Below are 18,569 nucleotides of genomic sequence, written 5' to 3'. Positions count from 1 at the left end.
GCCCTTGTGGAGGAGTTCTGCACGTCAATAGGGGTGGGGAACAGCAAATCTGGCATCCACATAACGGGAAAATCACGGTAACCTCAACGTCGCATGGCTCTATTCGACGGGGAGGGGGCTCGTGATGGGCGTCGTGGTGACGGACGCCGAAGTCACTCTGGCCGACGTTCTCTCTCTCCGGCTTGCCATCGACGAACCACTGCAGGACGGCACCGAACTGGTGTTGAGGCACCGCACCACGGGGGTGGAACGCGACGTGCTGCTCGGCACACCAGGCGCGCGGGCACGCGAGGCCACGCTCGCGGTCTCGCTCGCGCCGCTGGAGCTCAGCGCCGGACGCTGGGACGCCTATCTGCGCCACGACGGCAAACGGGTCAGGCTCCGCAGCGTCGATCCCGGCTTCTCCCTCGACCATCTCGACGCGTACGCGCTGTGCAGGCGCACCCTCGCCTACCGCTCCTACCGCACCCGCAACGGCTACCTGGCGCTGAAGATCTCCGAGGCGGAGCCGGTGGCCGAGGTGCGGGCCATCTGGTTCAGGGAAGGCCGCTTCGAGGTGATGGGCCTGCTGGCCTACACCGGGCTGGAGGACGACGACTGCCGCCACGAGGCGATGCTGACCCTCGACCGCAGGCAGACGAGCGCCCGGGTGTCGGCCACGGCCACCGTGCAGGGCGTGCGCTTCCACGCGGCCGTCTCGCTCGTCGACGTCCTGGCGGCCGACCACCAGGAGGGGGAGGATCCCGCGAGCTTCGGCTCGTGGGAACCGGCGCTCCGGGTGGAGGGAGTGGCCACGCCGATGAAGCTGGGGGCGCGGCTCGACGACGTCGACGGAAAACGACGGCGGCTGCACTATCCGTCGGCCACGGTCGACGGCGTGCCGATCAGACCCTGCTACACCTCTGACGACGAGCTGCGGATCGAGGTGGGCGGATGAAGGTCAGCCTGGTCCTCACGTCCGCGTACGGCATGCGCGGCGACGTGCGCGCCACGCTCAACCTCGCCACCGCCCTCGCCGAACGCCACGACGTCGAGGTGATCAGCGTCAGGCGGCAGAAGGAGAAACCGTTCTTCCCCGTCGGCCCCGGCGTGTCCATGCGCAGCGTGATCGACGCCAGACCGGGGGTCAGGCATCTGCTGCCGCGCGGCCAGGTGCGCACCGAGGTGGCGCTCTGGCGGATGTTGCGCAATCTCAGGACCGACATCCTCATCACCACCAGGCCGGGGCTGAGCGTGCAGGCCGCCAAGCACGCGCCGCGCGAGATCCTCAAGATCGCCAGGGAGTGGGGGAGGCCGGCCGTGCCGGGCCCCGTCCAACGCTTCTACCCGCGCCTCAACGCCGTCGTGACGGCCACGGACTCCGCCCAGGAGGAGTGGGCGAAGCTCCTCAGCGGAGGGCCGCCCGTGCACGCCCTGCTGGACGCGCTGCCCGCCGGGCCGTGGCCGCGCTCGCGGATGGACAACAGGATCGTTGCGACCGGCGGGCGCCTGGTGGCGGTCAAGGCGTACGACCGGCTCATCAGGGCGTTCGCCATCATCGTGGACAAGCGGCCCGACTGGGCGCTGCGGCTCTACGGCGGCGGCCCTGAGGAGCGGCGGCTGCGCGCGCTCGTCAGCGAACTCGGCCTGCACAACCACGTCTACTTCATGGGCACGACCCCCGACCTGGCCGGCGAGTTCGCCAAGGCGTCGATCGTGGCCAGCGCCTCGCGCGGAGACGATCTCGGCATGACGGTGCTGGAGGCCATGGGCTGCGGGGTGCCCGTGGTGGCGCTCGAAGGGGCCAGGGGGGCGAAGGAGTTCGTCGCGACGGGCTATAACGGCGTGCTGGTGCCCGACGTCGAGGCCGACCCGCAGCCGTTCGCGGTGGCGCTGCTGGCGTTGATCGACGACGAGCGCAGGCGGCGTTCCCTCGCCGCGGGCGCGCTCGACACCGCGGTGCGCCACGCGGCCGACGAGGTCGCCGACCAGTGGGAGAAGCTGATCGCCGGCCTCAGGTGAGGTTCGCGGCGCGGCCCGGCTATACGGGTTACGGGTACCGTAGAAGCATGCATGGGTACAGCGGAGACAAGCAGGCCTATCTGACGCGACTCAGGCGGATCGAGGGGCAGATCCGGGGCCTGCAGCGCATGGTGGACGACGACGCCTACTGCATCGACGTGCTCACCCAGGTCTCCGCGGCCACGCGCGCGCTGCAGGCGGTGGCGCTGGGGCTGCTGGAGGAGCACATCTCCCACTGCGTGGCCGACGCGATCAACAACGGCGGCCCGGAGGCCGAGGCGAAGGTGAAGGAGGCCTCGGCGGCGATCGCCCGCCTCGTCCGCTCGTAGGGACCGATGGAGGCTAGTCCGTACGTAATGGGGACCTCGTCCGTACGTAGGAGACGGGTGGCGGGATGACTAGTTATGTGAAACCCCGGAAACCATCGTCCTGGACTCGGAGGAGTCAGGAACCCGGTTCCCGGGGCCAGAAATTAAATGATCTTTACTAGTGACTCGCTGAAGTCCGCAATCCGAGCGCGTCGTCGAGTTCGTCCAAGGTCAGCCGCCGTTCACTGACTGCCACGGCGGTGAGCACCTCGGCGTAGAGCGCAATCTCGTCCAACGCGACACGGTCGTGGACCCGAGAGTCCAGGTCGTTGTGCCCCACCGCGTCGTCCTTTCCTTCCGCAGCCCACACCCTCTTCGAGGTTACGGCGAAGACCCTTCAGGCGACATGGCCCATCGGGGTCATTCCTTTCCGCGCCATGGGGGCCCCAGGGGGATCATTTCCCGAGGCGCAGATCACAATTCAGCGAATTTCCTGTTATCGCAAGTGATGGAACGATATAGGCGGAGTTAGGGTGAAATATCGGTATTAGTGCTTTACGTGTGACCTGTGTGACGATCATCGCGTTGGTGAATGATCTTACGCACGAGTGCCGCCTGTCCCGCCAGCCCCCGCTCCGGCAGCTTGGCCCCCGTCAGCCTGCTCCACGCCAGCCCCATGGCGTACGCGGCCCCCAGCACCGCCGCCGTGCTCCCGCGGTCGGGCGGCGCGATCTCGGCCACCGGCGCGGGCGCCGTCGACACCCCGCCGGGCCGCCCCTGCACGGGGAAGCCGTCGGGCTCGGTCTGCTCCCTCGCCGAGGTGCCGGTGAGCCCGGCCCGCGCCAGTTCGTCGTACGCCATCCTGAGCCGGTGGTCCAGCAGCGCGGGCAGCACTCCCTGGGAGTCGGACAGGTCGGCGAGGAGTGTCGCCGCGGCCGCCGGCGGGCGGGGCGTGAACCGCAGCGTGTCCACGAGGTCGTAGACCGAGTGCGAGAAGTGCGCCGCGGGGTCGCTCTCCACGAGCGTCGCCCGGGCCAGCCGCGCGGGGCGGCGCCGCAACCACGCCTGGCGCAGGGTCTCCTCGTCCACGTGTGCGTCGTCGATGCCCTGGTGGCGCAGCATGGGCTCGACCATCGTGAGCAGGGCGAGCGCCCGCGGCCTGAACCGGGTGTCGGAGAGCAGGATCTGGGCCGTGTCGGCCATCACGGCCGCCAGCCTGAGCGCGGCCTTCGGCCGGCCCGCCCGCAGCCGTTCGGCCACGAGGGTGGTGAGGTCGAGCAGCGGCGGCGCGGGCAGCCAGCGCACCCACTCGTCCCCGGGCAGCGGGCGGCACAGATATTCGCCGAACACCGTGATGAGCCGCTCGTTGCCGTCGAACGCCGGCGCGTACGCGCACCACATGATCGTGCCCCAGACGGCGGCGACGGTGCTCGGCACGTCGGAGGCGAAGATCTCGCCGAAGGCGGTCAGCGGGTAGTCGAGCTCTGACTTGCGCCCGCCGGCCCGCAGCAGCACCCGCACCCGTTCCGTGAGGCTCTCGGACACGTCCGGGCCGATGAACGCCTGGGTCGAGCCCGGCTCCGCGTGGAAGTCGGAGCCCTCCGGGATCACCTCGTCGGGCAGCACCGCCGCGGGATGGCCCACCTGACGCGCCCGCGTGCCGCGCGGCGGCGGCGCGAGGAGCCAGCGGCCGTCGGCGGGATCGTGCAGGTGCCACCGGGCGTGGGCGCCGAACAGCCACCTGTCGCCGTCGGGGGTCACGAGGATCCTGGCCGCCAGGACGTGAGCGCGGTCGGGCGGCGAAAGCGCCTGCCAGCGTGGGTCTGCGACCATCGCCCGGATCTCGGCCTCCGCGGAGGTGAACACATCCCAAGGTCGCACGGCCGTCATCGTACTGGCCGTACCCGGCTTATCCATCGGCTTTTCACGGCAGAATGTTCCAGTATGAGGGCGAAGGTAGCAGGGGTGCTGGCGATCGTAGGCGTGCTCTCCGGTTGCGGCACGGGCGCGGCGGCGCCGCCGTCGCCGACCGGGCCCGGCGTGCTCACGCTGGAGAACGCCACGCCGCCGGCGCCCGGCGGTGAGGTGGGCGAGGCCACGACGGAGTTCAACGACGCCGCCGACCTGTCGATGTGGACCAAGCTGAGCAAGACCGAGAAGGACATCGACCGGATCGCCAAGCTCGACGTCGACAAGACCGCGAAGGGCTCGCTCTACATGGAGCCCAAGACCTCGGCCTGGTTCGACGGCTTCCGCGGCCCCTTCGTCTACCAGGAGCTGGCCGGCGACATCGTCATGCACGCCAGGGTCAAGGTCGAGGGCAAGGCGGGCGGCCGGCCGAAGCGCAAGTTCTCGCTCGGCGGCCTGATGGCCCGCCAGCCCGGCTCGTACGCCAAGCCCAACTGGGTGTCGATCACCACCGGCACCGTCGAGAAGCCCGGCCAGATCGAGGTGAAGTACACCAAGGACGGCAGCTCCAAGCCGGAGGAGCTGGCCGTCAAGGACGGTTGGGTCGAGCTCGTGCTGGCCCGGGTCGGCCGCGTGTTCGTCGCGCTCTACAAGGAGGAGAAGGGCACGTGGAAGGTGGGGCAGCGCTGGCCGTCCACCCTCCCCGACGTGCTGCAGTGGGGCATCACCGGCTACACCGACTGGGACAGCTACAACACGCTGAAGAAGGACGCGGACAAGGGCAACGCCAAGCAGGTCACGGGTCAGCCCGACCTCAAGCTGACCGTCGACTATGTGCGTTTCCTGCGGCCGGAGCTGCCCGACTACGCCGACCCGCTGAACAACGCGTCGGTGACGGACGAGGTGCTGATCAAAGCGATGACGCCGTCCGGTGCCTGAGTGCCTTGGCCGCGTAGTTGTCCGGCGTGCGGGCGAAGGAGTCGCGGTCGCCGTCGGTGAGCTCGCGCACGATCTTCCCCGGCACGCCGGCGACCAGCACGCCCGAGGGGATCTTCTTGCCGGGCCCGACCAGCGCCCCCGCCGCCACGAGGGTGCCCGCTCCGACGCGGGCGCCGCCCAGCACGATCGCGCCGATGCCGATCAGCGCGCCCGACTCGACGTGAGCGCCGTGGACCATGGCCTTGTGGCCGAGGCTCACCCGGTCTTCGAGGATCGCCGGCTCACCCGGGTCGGCGTGCAGGCAACACAGATCCTGTACGTTGCACTTTTCGCCGATTTCGATCCGCTCGTCGTCACCCCGGAGAACGGAGCCGTACCAGATGCTGGACGCTCGGCCCACCCGCACGCTGCCCACGACCACGGCACCAGGCGCGATGTACGCCTCGGGATGAATGTCCGGAGCTGCCCCGTTATCCAACGCTGCTATGTACATCCGTCACATCGTAATTCCTGCTCCGGGTATGGCGTTCGGGTTGCGGACGTGGGCAGATGGCAGGAAAGTCGTTTCCTGACGTCTCGTTGCCGAACCCTCACAACCCGCAGTTTTCCCCCGCCTCACGCAAACCACCCTTAGGTAACCCCCATGACAAACCAGCACGAGAGCCTCCCCGATCTGATGCAAGAGGACACCTTCGAAGTCGTGATGCGCGGCTACAACCGCCGTCAGGTTCACGACTACATGGTCCGTGTCCGAAACCAGGTACGTGATCTTGAAGAGCGGCTGGCGCGCGCGATCGATCAGGCCGAGCAGGGCCGTATCGAGCTGGCGGAGGCCAGGCGCCGCATGGTCGAGACGCCACAGAGTTATGAGGACCTCAGCCCTCGCCTCGCGCAGATCCTGCGGCTGGGCGAGGAGGAGGCCGCGGCCAAGCGTGAAGACGCCGAGGCCGAGGCCGCCAGCGTGCGCGACGCGGCCAAGTCGGAGTCCGAGCGCCTGGTGACGACGTCCCGCGAAACCGCCGACAAGATCCTTTCCTCCGCCCAGGCCGAGGCCGAGCGGCGGGTGAACGAGGCCACGCAGTCGGCGGAGCGGATGCTGGCCCAGGCGGGCGCCGACGCGGAGGAGCAGCTCACGGCGGCCCGCAACGAGGCGGAAGAGGCGCTCAGAGAGGCCAAGGCCGAGTCGGAACGGGTGCTCGCGGCGGCCCAGACACAGTCGGACCAGCTGCTGCAGAACGCCAACGCGCAGGCCGAGCAGCTGGTGACGGGCGCACGCGAGGAAGCCGACTCGATGCTGGAGTCGGCCAGGCAGCGCACCGCCACGCTCGACGAGCAGGCGGGCCGCCGGGTCGAATATCTGACCAACACGCACACCGAGGTCGTGCGGCGGCTGACCGAGGTCAGCACCGTGCTCGGCGACCTCATGCGCAGCGAGTCGGCCGCCGGGCCGCTGATCCCCGACAACGCGATGCCGCCCGCGCCGGCGTCCGGCGCGATGCCTGCCCCGGCGTCCGGCACCACGCCCGCGCCGGCTCCTGCGCCGGCTCCCGCTGGGCCGCAGGAGGACGTGCGGGTCGTCGTCGACGAGGACGACTCGGACAAGACCCAGAAGGTCAAGGTGTCCGACGACACCGAGGTGAACGTCATCCGTCTGTCCGAGGTGAACAAGTAGGGCCGCTGCCCGCCGTGGCGGGGAGACGACGGTGCTGAGCGGAAGCCTCCGCCCCCGATAGGGTCGGAGGCTTCCGCGTTCGTGGCCCCTCCGTGCCTGTGGTGGCCCGGTGCCGGGGCCGCCGAGACGCTGGACCCGGCACCGGGCTGCTCGTGGTGGCGCCGGTCGCTGTCGGCCGGCGTCAGGGAGGTGCGGGGCCGGCCCGCCACGAGTGCTGCTCGCCGGCCCTTCTCTCCTGGTCCCGGAGCTGGTCGCGCAGGCCCTCCGGGTCGTCCGCGTCGATGGTCATCGCGCATCCGGCCTCGCGCTGCGCCGCGCTGATCGGATGGTGTCTCGTGGCCCACCAGCGGCCCGCATCGCTCCGCCAGATGGTCCAGTGAGGGAATTCCCGGGCTATTTCGGCAAGATGTCGGTCAAAGGACATCTCCGTCCACCTTTCCCGGGCCCCCAGGCGAGGTTCCATCTCCTTAGAAGATGCTCCACCTCTCTAGAGAATTCTATGATCGTGACGGTCAGGTCAACCTTCCCGCTTGACAGATCACCTTGACCTAGGCATCGAAGTCGTACTGGAGTACGTACGCGGCGGAGTCCAGCACCATCTCGTTGACCTCGACGGGCAACCCTCCCGACGTGTACGCCGTGCGGGCGATCACGATCACCGGCGTGCCCCCCGGCAGGTCCAGCATGGCGCTCTCGCGCGGCGCCGGCATGCGGGCGCGCACCTCCTCGGTGAAGTGGGCGGGCGGCACGCCGAGGTCGCCCAGCCTGGCGTAGGCCCCGCCCGGGCCGGTGTGGGGAAGGGTGATCGCGCTGCCCTCCACCAGGTGGGCGGGGAAGAAGGAGGTGGACAGTTGCACGGGCCTGCCGTCGACGGAGTAGCGCCGCCTGCGCACCCAGACCTCCAGGCTGTCGAGTACGCTCGCCACCTCGTCGGACGCCTGCTCCAGCACCACCTCCACCCGGTCGACGTCGAAGGGACGGCCGCGCGCGTCGGCGTCCCAGATGGCCCGTCCCTGACCCCACTGCTCGCGTGACAGCCGGCGTGAGCCGTGCCTGCGGATCGGTTTGAACAGTCGCACGTAAACCCCCGAACCTCGTTTGGGTACTGCCAACCCTTCATTGATCAGTACGGCAAGCGCTTGCCTGGCGGTCGCCCGTGCGATTGCGTATTCGGCCATCAGCGCGTTCTCGCCCGGTAGTCGGTCCCCGTCGCGCAGTTCGCCGGACAGGATCCGGGCGCGGAGGCCGTCGGCGATGCGGCGATAGATAGGGGGCTCGTGGGGTACCGGGGATTCAGACACGTTTGATCACCCTCTGTCACCAACCAGGTTGTGGCGTCTCCAGAGAACTTGCCCCGTCTTGTCCACGATCGCACAGATACACAGGTGCGGTCGCGAGCTTCTTTTGAGCGGATCGTGCCCGTGTGGTGAATTCCGCGATGTTTTAGCGGTCCGTTACCGCGAAATGGTCACGGCCGGTACTCGACCGGCCCACCAGCGGCGAGTAACCAAAGCGAAGATCACAGCGCCCGTCGTGTTGAGGATGACGTCGTCCACAGAGGAGAAACGGCCCAGCCGCAGGGCGTACTGGAGCACCTCGACGAGGACCGAAAAGCCCGCGGCGACGGCCGCAACGCGGGTTGTCGAGGACATCGCCCGGCTGCGCACCGGCAGCAGCGCCCCGAGCGCCGCGAAGACCAGCAGATTGCCCCCGACCTGGACCAACACCGCCTGCCACGGTGCCCGGGTCAGGTCCGCGAGGTCGGTGAACGGGACGAGACTGAAACCCGTCTGACCTGTGGACGGAGTGAGGATCATCCAGATCCACGGCGTGGTCCCGGTCACGATGCCGACGTCGGCGACGGAGGTGCGCAGGGCCGTGTGATGCCCGGCCCTGGTGCGGTGGCGGAAGAGAAGCAAGCTTGCTAGCAAGGCCAGGGGGAGCGCAAATGTACCAGCAATAATGACTGGTCCCCACAATTCCCACGTCCGCGCCATCCGACCATGATCGCGGGCGATCAAGGGGTACCGGAAGATGTCCATCCGGACAGGGTCATCCACCGAGACGATGCGATCGAAGGCTCCGTGTCCCCGGGCCACCCGTGGTCCATCGACCGCACAGCGATCTATACAGAGAGATGGAGGAGAGTGTTGTGCTGACCCATTTCATCGGTGGCCTGCCGGTGGCCGCGGGCAATCCGTTCCCCGTCCATGATCCCGTGACGGGCGCGGTGGTGCGGCAGGCGCACGAGGCCGACCCGGAGGTGGTCGACCGTGCGGTCCGGGCGGCCAGGGAGGCGGCGCGCGACTGGGCGGCGCTGCCCGTCGGCGAGCGCGCCGGATGGATGCGCCGCCTGGCCGACGGCATCGAGTCCCGCTTCGACGACCTGGTGGCGGCCGAGGTCGCCGACACCGGCAAACCGTACGAACAGACCCGCACGCTCGAAGTCCCTCGCGGCATCGCGAACTTCCGCGCCTTCGCCGAGATCGCCGCCCAGCGCCCCGACGAGGCCTTCCACCTGTCCGGCGTGCTCAGTTACACCGTGCGCAGGCCGCTCGGGGTCGTCGCCGTGATCGTGCCGTGGAACCTGCCGTTCCTGCTCATGACCTGGAAACTGGCCCCCGCGCTCGTCGCGGGCAACACAGTGGTGGTCAAGCCCTCGGAGGCAACACCGGGTTCGGCGGCGGTGTTCGCCGACATCTGCGCGGAGGCCGGCCTGCCGCCGGGCGTGGTCAACGTCATCTTCGGCTATGGTGCGTCGGGTCAGCTCCTCGTCGAGCACCCCGGGGTCGACGGCGTGACGTTCACCGGCTCGACCAGGACGGCCGCCACGATCATGAAGACGGTGGCCGACCGGGTCAAGCCGATCTCGTTCGAGCTGGGCGGCAAGAACGCCGGGCTGGTCTTCGACGACTGCGACCTCGACCGGGCGGTCGACGGCGCCGTGGAGTCGGTCTTCACCAACGGCGGCCAGGTCTGCCTGTGCACCGAGCGGCTCTACGTGCAGCGCTCGATCTTCGAGGAGTTCTGCGCCAGGCTGGCGAGCCGGGCCCAGGAGGTCGAGCCGCAGCCGATGATCTCGCTGGAGCACCGCGACAAGGTGCTCTCCTACTACGCCCTGGCCCGCTCGGAGGGAGCCAAGGTGCACACCGGAGGCGGCGTCCCCGCGTTCAACGACCACCGCGATTCCGGATATTTCGTGGAACCGACGGTTGTGACAGGTTTGTCGGAATGGTCGAGGTTCAATAGGGAAGAGATCTTCGGGCCCGTCTGCCACGTCGCGCCCTTCGACAGCGAGACCGAGGCGATCGACCTGGCCAACAGCAGCGACTACGGACTGGCGGCCACGCTCTGGACCACTGGTCTCGACCGGGCCCACCGGGTGGCGCAGCGCCTGGAGGCCGGGCTCGTCTGGGTCAACACCTGGTATCTGCGCGACCTGCGCACCCCGTTCGGCGGCGTGAAGCTGTCGGGCATCGGCCGGGAGGGCGGCACCCAGTCGCTCGACTTCTACTCTGAACCCACCACGATCACCATCAAACTGGAGCAACCCGATGTATGACGAATGGTCACAGGCCGTGGACGCACGCTCCCAGGCCGCCGACCGGCTGCTGGAGGCCGCGCGTACGGGCAAGCCGTGCCCGCCCATCAGGGACCTGGTCAGTACGGCCGCCGACGGCTACGCCGTACAGGAGATCAACACCCGGCGGGCGCTCGACGAGGGGCGGCGGCTCACGGGCAGGAAGATCGGCCTGACCAACAAGGTGCTGCAACAGCGCATGGGCATCGACCAGCCCGACTTCGGCATGCTGTTCGCCGACGCGTCCTACTGCGACGGGCTGCCCGTACCCGTGAGCAGGTTCGTGCAGCCGCGCGCCGAGGCCGAGGTCGCGCTGGTGCTCGGCCGTGACCTGAGTGGCGGGCCGTTCACGGTGGCCGACGTGATCAGGGCGGTGGAGTTCGCGCTGCCCGCGATCGAGATCGCCGACTCCCGCATCGCCGACTGGGACATCACCCTGGCCGACACGATCGCCGACAACGCCTCCGCCGGGGCGTACGTGCTGGGAGGCACGCCCGTCCCCCTGAAAGGGGTCGACCTGCGTGCGGCCGGGATGACCATGACCAGGGGCGGCGAGGAGGTGTCGACCGGCTCCGGCGCCGACTGCCTGGGCCACCCGCTCAACGCCGCCGTCTGGCTGGCCACCCGGCTGGGCCGCACGGAGTACGCGCTGCGCGCCGGCGACGTCGTGCTGACCGGCGCGCTCGGCCCCGTGGTGCCCGTCGAGGCCGGGGACGAGTTCGAGGCCCGCATCGACGGGCTCGGCTCCGTGCGCGGGGTGTTCACGGCGTGAGCCCGCACGACCAGGCCGTCTCGCGTGAACCTGTCGTTCCGCCCGGTCCGGCGATCTCGCGTGAGCAGTGCGTCGCGCTCGACGCCGGCGACCCGCTGCGGCGCTTCAGGGACGAGTTCGTGTTGCCCGAAGGGGTCGTCTACCTCGTCGGCAACTCGCTGGGCGCGCTGCCCCGTCGCGTCGCCGAGCGGGTGCGCCGCGCGGTCGAGGAAGAGTGGGGCGGGCAACTCGTCGGCGGCTGGAACCACTCGGGGTGGTTCGAGCAGCCGGTGACGGTCGGCGACCGGCTGGCCCCGCTGATCGGCGCCGGCCCCGGGCAGGTCGTGGTGGGCAACACCACCTCCATCGCGGTCTTCCAGGCGGTCGCGGCGGCGCTGCGGCTGCGCCCCGACCGCCGCGTGATCGTCTCCGACGTACGGAACTTCCCCACCGACCACTACATGGTGCAGGGGCTGGCCGGGCTGCTCGGCGGCTACGAGCTGCGCGACGTCGCGGAAGGGCGCTTCGACGACGCGGCCGTGGTGCTGCTGGCGGAGGTCGACTACCGCACCGGCGCCCGCCACGACGTGCCCGCGGTCACCGCCGAGGTGCAGGCGGCGGGGGCGCTCATGGTGTGGGACGTGTGCCACAGCGTGGGCGCCATGGAGGTGGACGTGTCGGCTGCCGACTTCGCGCTCGGGTGCACGTACAAGTATCTGAACGCCGGGCCGGGCGCGCCCGCCTTCCTCTACGTCAACCCGCGCCACCACGCCGCCGCCGAGAACGTGTTGTCCGGCTGGAACGGCCACGCCGAGCCGTTCGCGTTCGAGTCCGGCTACCGCCCGGCCGAGGGCGTCAGGCGGTTCGCGGTGGGCACCCCGCACGTGTTGTCGCTCGCCGCCCTCGACGCCGCGCTCGACCTGTGGGAGGAGGTGCCGATGGCGCAGGTGCGGGCCAAGAGCATGGCGCTGACCTCTCTCTTCGTGGACCTCGTCGGCGACGCGCTGAAGCTCGTCTCACCGGCGTACGCCGCCGCGCGCGGCAGCCAGGTGAGCTTCCACCACCCCGACGGCTATCCGGTGATGCGGGCGCTGATCGACCACGGCGTGCACGGCGACTTCCGTGCCCCCGACCTCCTCAGGTTCGGCTTCGCGCCGCTCTACGTCGGCTACGCCGACGTCCACGACGCCGCCGTCACGCTGCTGGAGGTGCTGGACAAGAAGTTGTGGCTGGACGAGAGGTACGCCAGGCGGCTGGCCGTCACCTAGCCTCGTCGAGCTGCTTGACCGCGCGTTCGGGGGCGATCGCCCGGTAGCTCTCCTCCACCCAGTCGAGCAGCACCTCGGTCTCCGGCAGCTCCGACAGGAACGGCACGGTCACCCAGCCCGCCCTGCCGAGCCCGTAGCCGCTGGGCTGCGCCCCCTCGACGGTCAGCGCGTGGCCGTGCGCCTCCGACAGCAGCTTCACGCCGAACGTCGGGTCCCACTTCTCGGTCTGCTCCTCCAAGCCGAGGAAGAGGAACACCTTCTTGTTCACCTTGATCACCGTCTCGCCCCACGGGTGGGCCTCGTGGCTCTCGGGCAGCCCGAGGGCGAACGCGCGCAGCTCCTCACGTACGTCATGCCAGTCGCTCATGTCCGCACGTTACCCCGGAACTCGTCGAGCCTGTGTTCGATGCGCTCCCTGACCAGGTCTCGCGCCTCCATTCGGGGCACGCCGGACATCAGCAGCCGGTCGTAGTCGGTGTCGAGATGCCGGATGGAGGCGATCACCGCGAGCGTGATGGCGCTCTCGTCGAGCGCTCTGGCCGCCGCCGACCGGCCGACCCGGCCGCTGCCACGCTGGCCGGCGTGCTCGGCGATCTCCCGCGCCCGCGGCTCGGGGCAGTGGGGGAACAACCTGGCGATTTCGGCCGCCATCCTGGCCTGGAACTCGACGTCCTGCTCCGCCCTGCGTACGCGGTCGCGTTCCCTGCGGCGCAGGCGTACCTCCTCGTCGGCCAGGCAGCGCTCCTCGGCGGCGGCCAGCGCGGCCTCCTCCACCAGCAGCCCCATGCGCTGGTAGACCTTGCGCCGCCGGTTGTAGCGGACGACCACCGCGGACAGGCCGCTGCCCTGCTTGGCCCGGCGGCTGAGGGCCGCGTCGCCCGACGGCAGGAACATCAGGTGGTCGAGGTCGGTGCAGGTGAGGCAGTGCGGCCGGTCGTCCTCCATGATCAGGTAGGGGCCGGTGTCGCCGCAGGCCGCGCACGTCCAGTCGTCGAGCGGGGCCACCGCCACCAGGTCGGGCGGTTTGCTCCGCGCCTCGATGAGCCGCCGCACGCGGGCCTCGCTGAGATCGGGCGAGAGCCAGTGCACGCGGAACGTGTCCTGCCCGTCCTTCGAGGTGAAACGCAGCTCGCGGCGGTCGCGGGTGCCGGCCGCGTACGGCATGTCGACCGGCCGCAGCCCCTTGGCCGTGGCCCACTCCCGCAGCAGGACGGCGGCGGTGAGCAGGCGGTCCTCGTCGACGGCGGCCAGCTCGGCCAGCGTGGCCGCCCTGCCCTGCCGCCAGACGTCGACGTGCCTGGTGTGCAGCCAGCGCAGGCCCGTCACCACGTCGATGAAGGTCACGTATTTCCTGGCGGTCAGCGCGATCTCGGCCGCGTCGGCGACCCTGCGCGCCAGCTTCGGCCTGCTCGCCCCATCGGTTCGACTCACGTACCCCAGTGTCCCGCGCCCTTTGTCGTGAGATGGCGAGAGCCGCAGCATTCCTTTTCGCCATAACGGCAAGTAACCCCTTCGGACCTGGCCCTGGAGGAGAATGTGCGTTCGATCTGGCCCGCCCTGTTCATGCTGGCCACCTCGTGTGGCGTGGCGGAAGAGGGCATGCAGCCCGTCGTCACGGGCTCGTTCGGCAGCAAACCGGTCGTCGCCATCCCGGAGGGGAACCCGGGCCACACGCCGCGCATCGTGGTGTTGTCGGTGGGCAGCGGCCGGCGCACGGTCCCGGGTGACGTGGTGCTCGCAGACGTCGACATCCGGCGCTGGTCGGGCAACGAGCCCTACCTCAGCACCCACGATGGACACCAGCCCACCACTGTGGTCTTCGACGGCAGGCAGGTGTCGGAGACGTGGCGGCAGTCGCTCATCGGCCGGCCGGCCGGCAGCAGGGTCATGCTGATCAGCCCCGCCGCCGACGCTCTCGGCCCCGACCTGCCGCTGACCGGCTTGGCCCCGGCGGACACGCTGGTGCTGGTCTTCGACATCCTGGGCGGCTACCCGCCCGACGCCCGGCTCGTCGGGCGTACCCTGCCGGTCGTGCCCGCCGACCTGACGCCGGCCGCGAGGCCGCGCGTCCTCATCGACGGATCAGGCCCGCAGGTCGTGGCGGGCGCGAGAATCGTGGTCCAGTACGTCGCCGCCTCCTGGCCGTCGCGTACGGTCGTCGACTCGTCGTTCCGCAGGGGTGGGCCCAGCGCGTTCACCCTGGAGGAGGGCTCCGTGCCCGCGGGCTGGACGGACGCGCTGGACGGCCTGCGCGTCGGCAGCCGGGTGGCCGTGCCGTCCCCTGGGCCCGCGCCCATGGTCTACGTCGTCGACGTGGTCGACACGATCGCGCAGGCGTAGGCCGGGCGGCGCGCCACCGCCCGGCCCGGTCCTAGTCGCAGTGTTCCCAGGGGCTGTCGTACTTGACGCCGCCGGCCGAGCCGCCCCACTTGACGCAGGTGCTGGGCGCGGACGCGGTCACCGGCCCCGCGTAGTAGGAGAAGTTGCCCGAGTCGGTCTTCCTCGCACTGCCCTGCACCTCCAGGTAGGCGCTGGTCGCCGTGGCGGAACCCAGCGACTTCGACTTCAGCGTGACCACGCAGTTGCTGCGGTTGCCGCTGTTGTAGAGCAGGTAGACGGTGCCGTTGCCGCCGAGCCCGGCCGAGTCGATCACGTTGAAGCCCGAGCCGCAGACCTCCTGCGGTGAGTACGGGTTGCTGGAGCCGCCGCAGTTCTTGCTGGCCAGCGTCTGCTGTGGGTAGCCGAAGGTCTTCCCGTCGAAGACGGCCCGCTGAATGTTGGCCGGGTAGCTGCTTCCCTTGCGTACCTCGTAGTGGAGGTGAGGCTTGATGTTGTTGCCCGGCTTGCTGGTGTTGCCCACCGTGCCGATCTTCTGGCCCTGGGAGACGGACTGTCCCTGGCTGACCGATCGCGCGTTCAGATGGGCGTAGTACGTGGACCAGCCGGATCCGTGGTCGATCTTGACAAGGTTGCCGAAGCCGTTCGTCGAGCCCTGGTGTGCCGAGATCACCACGGTGCCGGCCGCGGCGGCCACCACAGTGTCGCCGAGGTCGGCGTCCGCGGTGCTGCCGCGGTTGAAGTCGATCTCGTACGAGCGGTGCGCGCTGCTGGCGCTGGAGTTGCCCGTCCAGGACTGGCCGCAGGGGAACGGCAGCTGGAAGTTGGTCGCCAGGATCTGCGCCTCCTCCGACTCCGGCGCCGGGTCGGCTGCGGCGGCCGACGTCGTTGCAAGGCTGAATAACAGCGCGATGCCCGCGACCATTGCTCCGCTGAGCTTCATGGGGTGATCCTTTCCCGTGGGATCTCTGAGACAAGGGTCTGCATTGGCCGCACATAAATCGTCCAAAACCAATACAAGGGCTGTCAGGCCTCTGTAGAGGAGCTGCTGCGGATGTCGATCACCTTCCACGTGCTCGGGCCGCTCGAGGTCCGGTCCGCCGGACGTCCCGTCCGGATCTCCGGCAGGAAACCCCGCCTGCTGCTCGCCACACTGCTGCTGGACGCGGGCCGGGTGGTCGGCGCCGACCAGCTCGTCGAGGTGCTCTGGCCGCATCGCCCGCCGCGTTCGGCGCAGGCCAACGTGCGTACCTATGTGAGCGCTCTCAGGTCGGAGCTGGGTCGCGGGCACTTACGCGCCGACGGCTGCGGCTACGCGATCGACGTGGCCGACGGCGCGCTCGACCTGCTGGCCTTCGAGAAGCTGGTGGACCGGGGCGAGTACGCGCAGGCGCTCGCGCTCTGGCGTGGAGCGCCGCTGTGCGACCTGCCGGGCAGCCCCGTCTGGGACCGCCGTCTCGAACTCCTCCACCAGGGACGCCTGCGCGCCGCGGAGGCCCTGATCGACCGCCGGTTGGAGCGCGGCGACCACGACGGCGCGATCTCCGAGCTGCGCGGGCTGCTGGCCGAGCACCCCTACCGGGAGGACCTGTGGCGCCGCCTGGTGCTCACCCTGCACAGGGGCGGCAGGAAGGCCGAGGCCCTGCGCGTTTACGCCACCGTCAGGGGCCGGCTCGTGGACGAGCTCGGCGTCGAGCCGGGCGCGGAGCTGCGCGGGGCGTACGAGCTGATCCTGGCGGACGACACGCTGCCCGCCACACCCCGGCAGCTTCCGCCCGATCTGCCCGACTTCACCGGCAGGGCGGCCGCCATGGCCGAGCTGGCCGGGCCGTTCTCCGTCGCGGTGATCTCCGGGCCGCCCGGCGCGGGCAAGTCGGCGCTGGCCGTGCACGCCGCGCACACGCTGTGCCCGTCCTTTCCCGACGGGCAGCTCTACCTGGAGCTGGACGGCAGGGATCCGGGCGACCTACTGGCCGAGGCGCTCAGAGCCCTCGGCGTTGAGGCCGCGCCGCCCACCGTACGGGAACGTTCGGCTCTGTTCAGGTCGCTGCTGGCCGAGCGGCCCATGCTGGTGGTCCTGGACGACGCCCGCGACGCCCACCAGGTGCGGCCGCTGCTGCCCGGCAACGGCAGCGCGGTGATCGTCACGAGCAGGCGCCGCATCACCGAACTGCCGGGCGCGGTACGGATCCAGCTCGGCCGGCTCGGCCAGGAAGAGGCGCTGTCGCTGCTCGGCGACATCGCAGGCGAGGACCGGGTGGCCCGCGAGCGGGAGGCCGCGCAGGCGATCGTGGCCGCCTGCGAGTGGCTGCCGCTGGCCGTCAGGAACGCCGGCGCGCGGCTGGCCGGCCGGCCCGGCTGGTCGCTGGCGGTGCTGAGGCAGCGGCTGGAGGACGACTGCCTCGGCGAACTGCGGGACGTGCGGGCCACCCTCGACCACGGCTACACGCGCCTGCCCGACGAGGCCGCCCGCATTCTCGGCACGCTCGGCCGGCTCGGCGAGCCCGCCCAGCCGGGGTGGGTGATCGAGGCCGCGCTCGGCAGGCACGGCGCGCACGACGTCACCGACCTGCTGGTGGACGTCAACCTGCTCGACCTGGTCGGCACCGACCCCGTGGGCCAGCCGCGCTACCGGGTGCCCGGCCTCATCGGCGGGCACGCGCTCAAGCGCGGCGGCGCGACGTCCGGCGTACGGGGTGAACCCGGCGGGCTCGACGCCCTGTCCAGGGTGCTGGCCGCGTGGACGGCGATCACCGAGCACGCCATGGCGCGGCTGCCGACCACCGTGTTCACCCTCACCGCGGCCAGGGCGCCGCGCTGGCGGCTTCCGGAGCGCACGCTCGAACGGCTGACCACCGACCCGGTCGCCTGGTTCGAGGCCGAGCACGAGGCGCTGGCGGGCGCGGTGGACGTGGCTGCCGAACTGGGCCTCGCGGAGTCGGCGTGGGCGCTGGCCGCGGCCATGGTGCCCTGCCTCGACCTGCGCTGCCACCTCGGCACGTGGCGGCGTACGCACACCTCCGCGCTGGCCGCCGCCCGCGCCGCCGGCGACGCGTACGGCGAGGCCGCCATGCTGAGAGGGCTGGCCCAGGTCAGCCTCTACCAGGACCGGTACGAGGAGTCCGCCGAAGGCTTCACCCGGTCCCTCCAGATATTCCACGACCTGGGCGACAGCCGGGCCGAGGCCACCTCCCTCTGCGGCCTTGGCGCGGTCAGCCAGTTCCGCGGCCGGCACGCCCGCTCCCTCTCCCACTTCCGGCACGCCCTGGCCATCTTCCTCGCCACCGGCGACAGGCAGGGCGAGGCGTACACCCGCCAGGCCATCGGCCGGGTCTGCCTCAAGTCCGGCGACCTGGCCCAGGCGTCGGAGTCGCTGGACCAGGCCATGCGGCTGGCCCAGGAACTCGGAGATGCCCACCGGGAAGGCTGTGTGTGCGTCCAGATGGGGCACTTGCACCGCGCGATGTCGTTCCACCGGCACGCGCTGGAGATCTTCGAGTCGCTGGGGGACCGGCACTGCGGGGCGTACGCGCTGCAGAGCCTGGCCGGGCTCCAGGCCGAACGCGGGGACCTGGCACGGGCCTCCACCGGGCTCGAACGCTCGCTGGAGATCTTCCAGGAGCTCGGCGACCGCAGCGGCGAGGCCTCGACCACCGAACTGCTCGGCGAGCTGCACCGTTCGGCGGGGCGTACGGGGCTGGCCCTCGACTACCTCCGGCACGCCAGGGCCCTCCGCCGCGACCTTCCCGCCTGAACCGCCTGCTTGAAGCCCTCCGGCCGGGGTGCGGGGTCAGGGAGGGCAGGT

Annotated in this window: 18 protein-coding genes; 10 read left to right on the top strand and 8 right to left on the bottom strand. The window is 70.5% G+C overall.

Translation table 11 applies throughout. The features are described 5' to 3' along the window. Nucleotides 1-124 precede the first annotated feature (124 nt). From GUY59_RS12685 to GUY59_RS12675, 3 genes are read left to right on the top strand one after another with little or no spacing between them, the layout of a single operon-like run. Nucleotides 125-937 (top strand): hypothetical protein, encoded by an 813-nt coding sequence (locus tag GUY59_RS12685; protein ID WP_138200862.1) that lies wholly within the window; start codon nt 125-127, stop codon nt 935-937. Beyond that, nucleotides 934-2,001, top strand: a complete 1,068-nt coding sequence (locus GUY59_RS12680; RefSeq protein WP_138200839.1) for a glycosyltransferase — start codon at nt 934-936, stop codon at nt 1,999-2,001. Before GUY59_RS12685 ends, GUY59_RS12680 begins: the two co-directional genes overlap by 4 nt. Before the next feature lie 47 nt (nt 2,002-2,048). Beyond that, a complete protein-coding gene (locus tag GUY59_RS12675) occupies nt 2,049-2,330 on the top strand; it encodes a metal-sensitive transcriptional regulator (RefSeq protein ID WP_132334374.1) in 282 nt (93 codons plus the stop codon). 157 nt (nt 2,331-2,487) lie between these two features. On the opposite strand, the gene GUY59_RS47440 is transcribed toward GUY59_RS12675, so the two are convergent. Beyond that, a complete protein-coding gene (locus GUY59_RS47440) occupies nt 2,488-2,649 on the bottom strand; it encodes a hypothetical protein (RefSeq protein ID WP_165959714.1) in 162 nt (53 codons plus the stop codon). A gap of 215 nt (nt 2,650-2,864) precedes the next feature. Continuing rightward, a complete protein-coding gene (locus GUY59_RS12670) occupies nt 2,865-4,199 on the bottom strand; it encodes a hypothetical protein (RefSeq protein WP_138200840.1) in 1,335 nt (444 codons plus the stop codon). A 75-nt stretch (nt 4,200-4,274) separates the two neighbouring features. Between GUY59_RS12670 and GUY59_RS12665 the strand changes: the two genes are divergently transcribed. Then, nucleotides 4,275-5,156, top strand: coding sequence for a DUF1349 domain-containing protein (locus GUY59_RS12665; protein WP_138200841.1), 882 nt, complete (start codon nt 4,275-4,277; stop codon nt 5,154-5,156). On the opposite strand, the gene GUY59_RS12660 is transcribed toward GUY59_RS12665, so the two are convergent. Continuing rightward, nucleotides 5,128-5,649 carry a gamma carbonic anhydrase family protein gene (locus tag GUY59_RS12660; RefSeq protein WP_132334371.1) on the bottom strand — a complete coding sequence of 174 codons (522 nt, stop codon included), beginning with the start codon at nt 5,647-5,649 and terminating at the stop codon, nt 5,128-5,130. The genes GUY59_RS12665 and GUY59_RS12660 overlap by 29 nt on opposite strands. Before the next feature lie 150 nt (nt 5,650-5,799). Here GUY59_RS12660 and GUY59_RS12655 point away from each other — a divergent pair, with 150 nt between their 5' ends. Beyond that, nucleotides 5,800-6,828, top strand: coding sequence for a hypothetical protein (locus GUY59_RS12655; RefSeq protein ID WP_138200842.1), 1,029 nt, complete (start codon nt 5,800-5,802; stop codon nt 6,826-6,828). A 548-nt stretch (nt 6,829-7,376) separates the two neighbouring features. Here the strand turns inward: GUY59_RS12655 and GUY59_RS12645 are convergent. Together GUY59_RS12645 and GUY59_RS12640 are read right to left on the bottom strand one after the other, a co-directional pair. After that, nucleotides 7,377-8,129 (bottom strand): GntR family transcriptional regulator, encoded by a 753-nt coding sequence (locus GUY59_RS12645; protein WP_132334368.1) that lies wholly within the window; start codon nt 8,127-8,129, stop codon nt 7,377-7,379. 153 nt (nt 8,130-8,282) lie between these two features. Then, nucleotides 8,283-8,870: a VanZ family protein gene (locus GUY59_RS12640; RefSeq protein ID WP_201760786.1), complete on the bottom strand. Its 588-nt coding sequence runs from the start codon at nt 8,868-8,870 to the stop codon at nt 8,283-8,285. Between the two features lie 110 nt (nt 8,871-8,980). Here GUY59_RS12640 and GUY59_RS12635 point away from each other — a divergent pair, with 110 nt between their 5' ends. Genes GUY59_RS12635 through kynU form a run of 3 tightly spaced genes read left to right on the top strand, consistent with a single transcriptional unit; the run spans nt 8,981 to nt 12,427 of the window. Continuing rightward, nucleotides 8,981-10,390, top strand: coding sequence for an aldehyde dehydrogenase family protein (locus GUY59_RS12635; RefSeq protein ID WP_252374928.1), 1,410 nt, complete (start codon nt 8,981-8,983; stop codon nt 10,388-10,390). Continuing rightward, the gene (locus GUY59_RS12630; protein ID WP_138200844.1) at nt 10,383-11,180 is read left to right on the top strand and encodes a 2-keto-4-pentenoate hydratase; all 798 of its coding nucleotides are present in this window, start codon (nt 10,383-10,385) and stop codon (nt 11,178-11,180) included. The genes GUY59_RS12635 and GUY59_RS12630 overlap by 8 nt, the downstream gene beginning before the upstream one ends. Further along, a complete protein-coding gene (gene kynU / locus GUY59_RS12625; RefSeq protein ID WP_252374929.1) occupies nt 11,177-12,427 on the top strand; it encodes a kynureninase in 1,251 nt (416 codons plus the stop codon). Before GUY59_RS12630 ends, kynU begins: the two co-directional genes overlap by 4 nt. Here kynU and GUY59_RS12620 read toward each other — a convergent pair. Together GUY59_RS12620 and GUY59_RS12615 are read right to left on the bottom strand one after the other, a co-directional pair. Next, the gene (locus GUY59_RS12620; RefSeq protein WP_138200845.1) at nt 12,420-12,794 is read right to left on the bottom strand and encodes an MmcQ/YjbR family DNA-binding protein; all 375 of its coding nucleotides are present in this window, start codon (nt 12,792-12,794) and stop codon (nt 12,420-12,422) included. The two genes, kynU and GUY59_RS12620, sit on opposite strands and share 8 nt — an antisense overlap. After that, nucleotides 12,791-13,858: a DUF2293 domain-containing protein gene (locus tag GUY59_RS12615; protein WP_252374930.1), complete on the bottom strand. Its 1,068-nt coding sequence runs from the start codon at nt 13,856-13,858 to the stop codon at nt 12,791-12,793. The genes GUY59_RS12620 and GUY59_RS12615 overlap by 4 nt, the downstream gene beginning before the upstream one ends. 105 nt (nt 13,859-13,963) lie before the next feature. On the opposite strand from GUY59_RS12615, the gene GUY59_RS50680 reads away from it, so the two are divergent. Further along, entirely contained in the window at nt 13,964-14,767 is an 804-nt protein-coding gene (locus GUY59_RS50680; protein WP_138200847.1) for an FKBP-type peptidyl-prolyl cis-trans isomerase, read from the top strand. A 31-nt stretch (nt 14,768-14,798) separates the two neighbouring features. Here the strand turns inward: GUY59_RS50680 and GUY59_RS12605 are convergent, their stop codons facing one another. Next, a complete protein-coding gene (locus GUY59_RS12605) occupies nt 14,799-15,707 on the bottom strand; it encodes a M23 family metallopeptidase (protein WP_138200848.1) in 909 nt (302 codons plus the stop codon). A gap of 111 nt (nt 15,708-15,818) precedes the next feature. Between GUY59_RS12605 and GUY59_RS12600 the strand changes: the two genes are divergently transcribed. Continuing rightward, the gene (locus GUY59_RS12600; RefSeq protein WP_138200849.1) at nt 15,819-18,518 is read left to right on the top strand and encodes an AfsR/SARP family transcriptional regulator; all 2,700 of its coding nucleotides are present in this window, start codon (nt 15,819-15,821) and stop codon (nt 18,516-18,518) included. The last annotated feature ends 51 nt before the right edge of the window (nt 18,519-18,569 follow it).

It is taken from the genome of Nonomuraea sp. K271 (genome assembly GCF_009908215.1).
Classification (GTDB): domain Bacteria; phylum Actinomycetota; class Actinomycetes; order Streptosporangiales; family Streptosporangiaceae; genus Nonomuraea; species Nonomuraea longispora.
This window is presented reverse-complemented; position numbering and strand designations above follow the sequence as displayed.

Coding starts and splice junctions, on each gene's coding strand:
- GUY59_RS12640 (WP_201760786.1), bottom strand. CDS start 8,870: ATGGACATCTTCCGGTACCCCTTGATCGCCCGCGATCATGGTCGGATG.
- GUY59_RS12655 (WP_138200842.1), top strand. CDS start 5,800: ATGACAAACCAGCACGAGAGCCTCCCCGATCTGATGCAAGAGGACACC.
- GUY59_RS12670 (WP_138200840.1), bottom strand. CDS start 4,199: ATGACGGCCGTGCGACCTTGGGATGTGTTCACCTCCGCGGAGGCCGAG.
- GUY59_RS12660 (WP_132334371.1), bottom strand. CDS start 5,649: ATGTACATAGCAGCGTTGGATAACGGGGCAGCTCCGGACATTCATCCC.
- GUY59_RS12620 (WP_138200845.1), bottom strand. CDS start 12,794: ATGAGCGACTGGCATGACGTACGTGAGGAGCTGCGCGCGTTCGCCCTC.
- GUY59_RS12605 (WP_138200848.1), bottom strand. CDS start 15,707: ATGAAGCTCAGCGGAGCAATGGTCGCGGGCATCGCGCTGTTATTCAGC.
- GUY59_RS12680 (WP_138200839.1), top strand. CDS start 934: ATGAAGGTCAGCCTGGTCCTCACGTCCGCGTACGGCATGCGCGGCGAC.
- GUY59_RS12685 (WP_138200862.1), top strand. CDS start 125: ATGGGCGTCGTGGTGACGGACGCCGAAGTCACTCTGGCCGACGTTCTC.
- GUY59_RS12600 (WP_138200849.1), top strand. CDS start 15,819: ATGTCGATCACCTTCCACGTGCTCGGGCCGCTCGAGGTCCGGTCCGCC.
- GUY59_RS12630 (WP_138200844.1), top strand. CDS start 10,383: ATGTATGACGAATGGTCACAGGCCGTGGACGCACGCTCCCAGGCCGCC.
- GUY59_RS12675 (WP_132334374.1), top strand. CDS start 2,049: ATGCATGGGTACAGCGGAGACAAGCAGGCCTATCTGACGCGACTCAGG.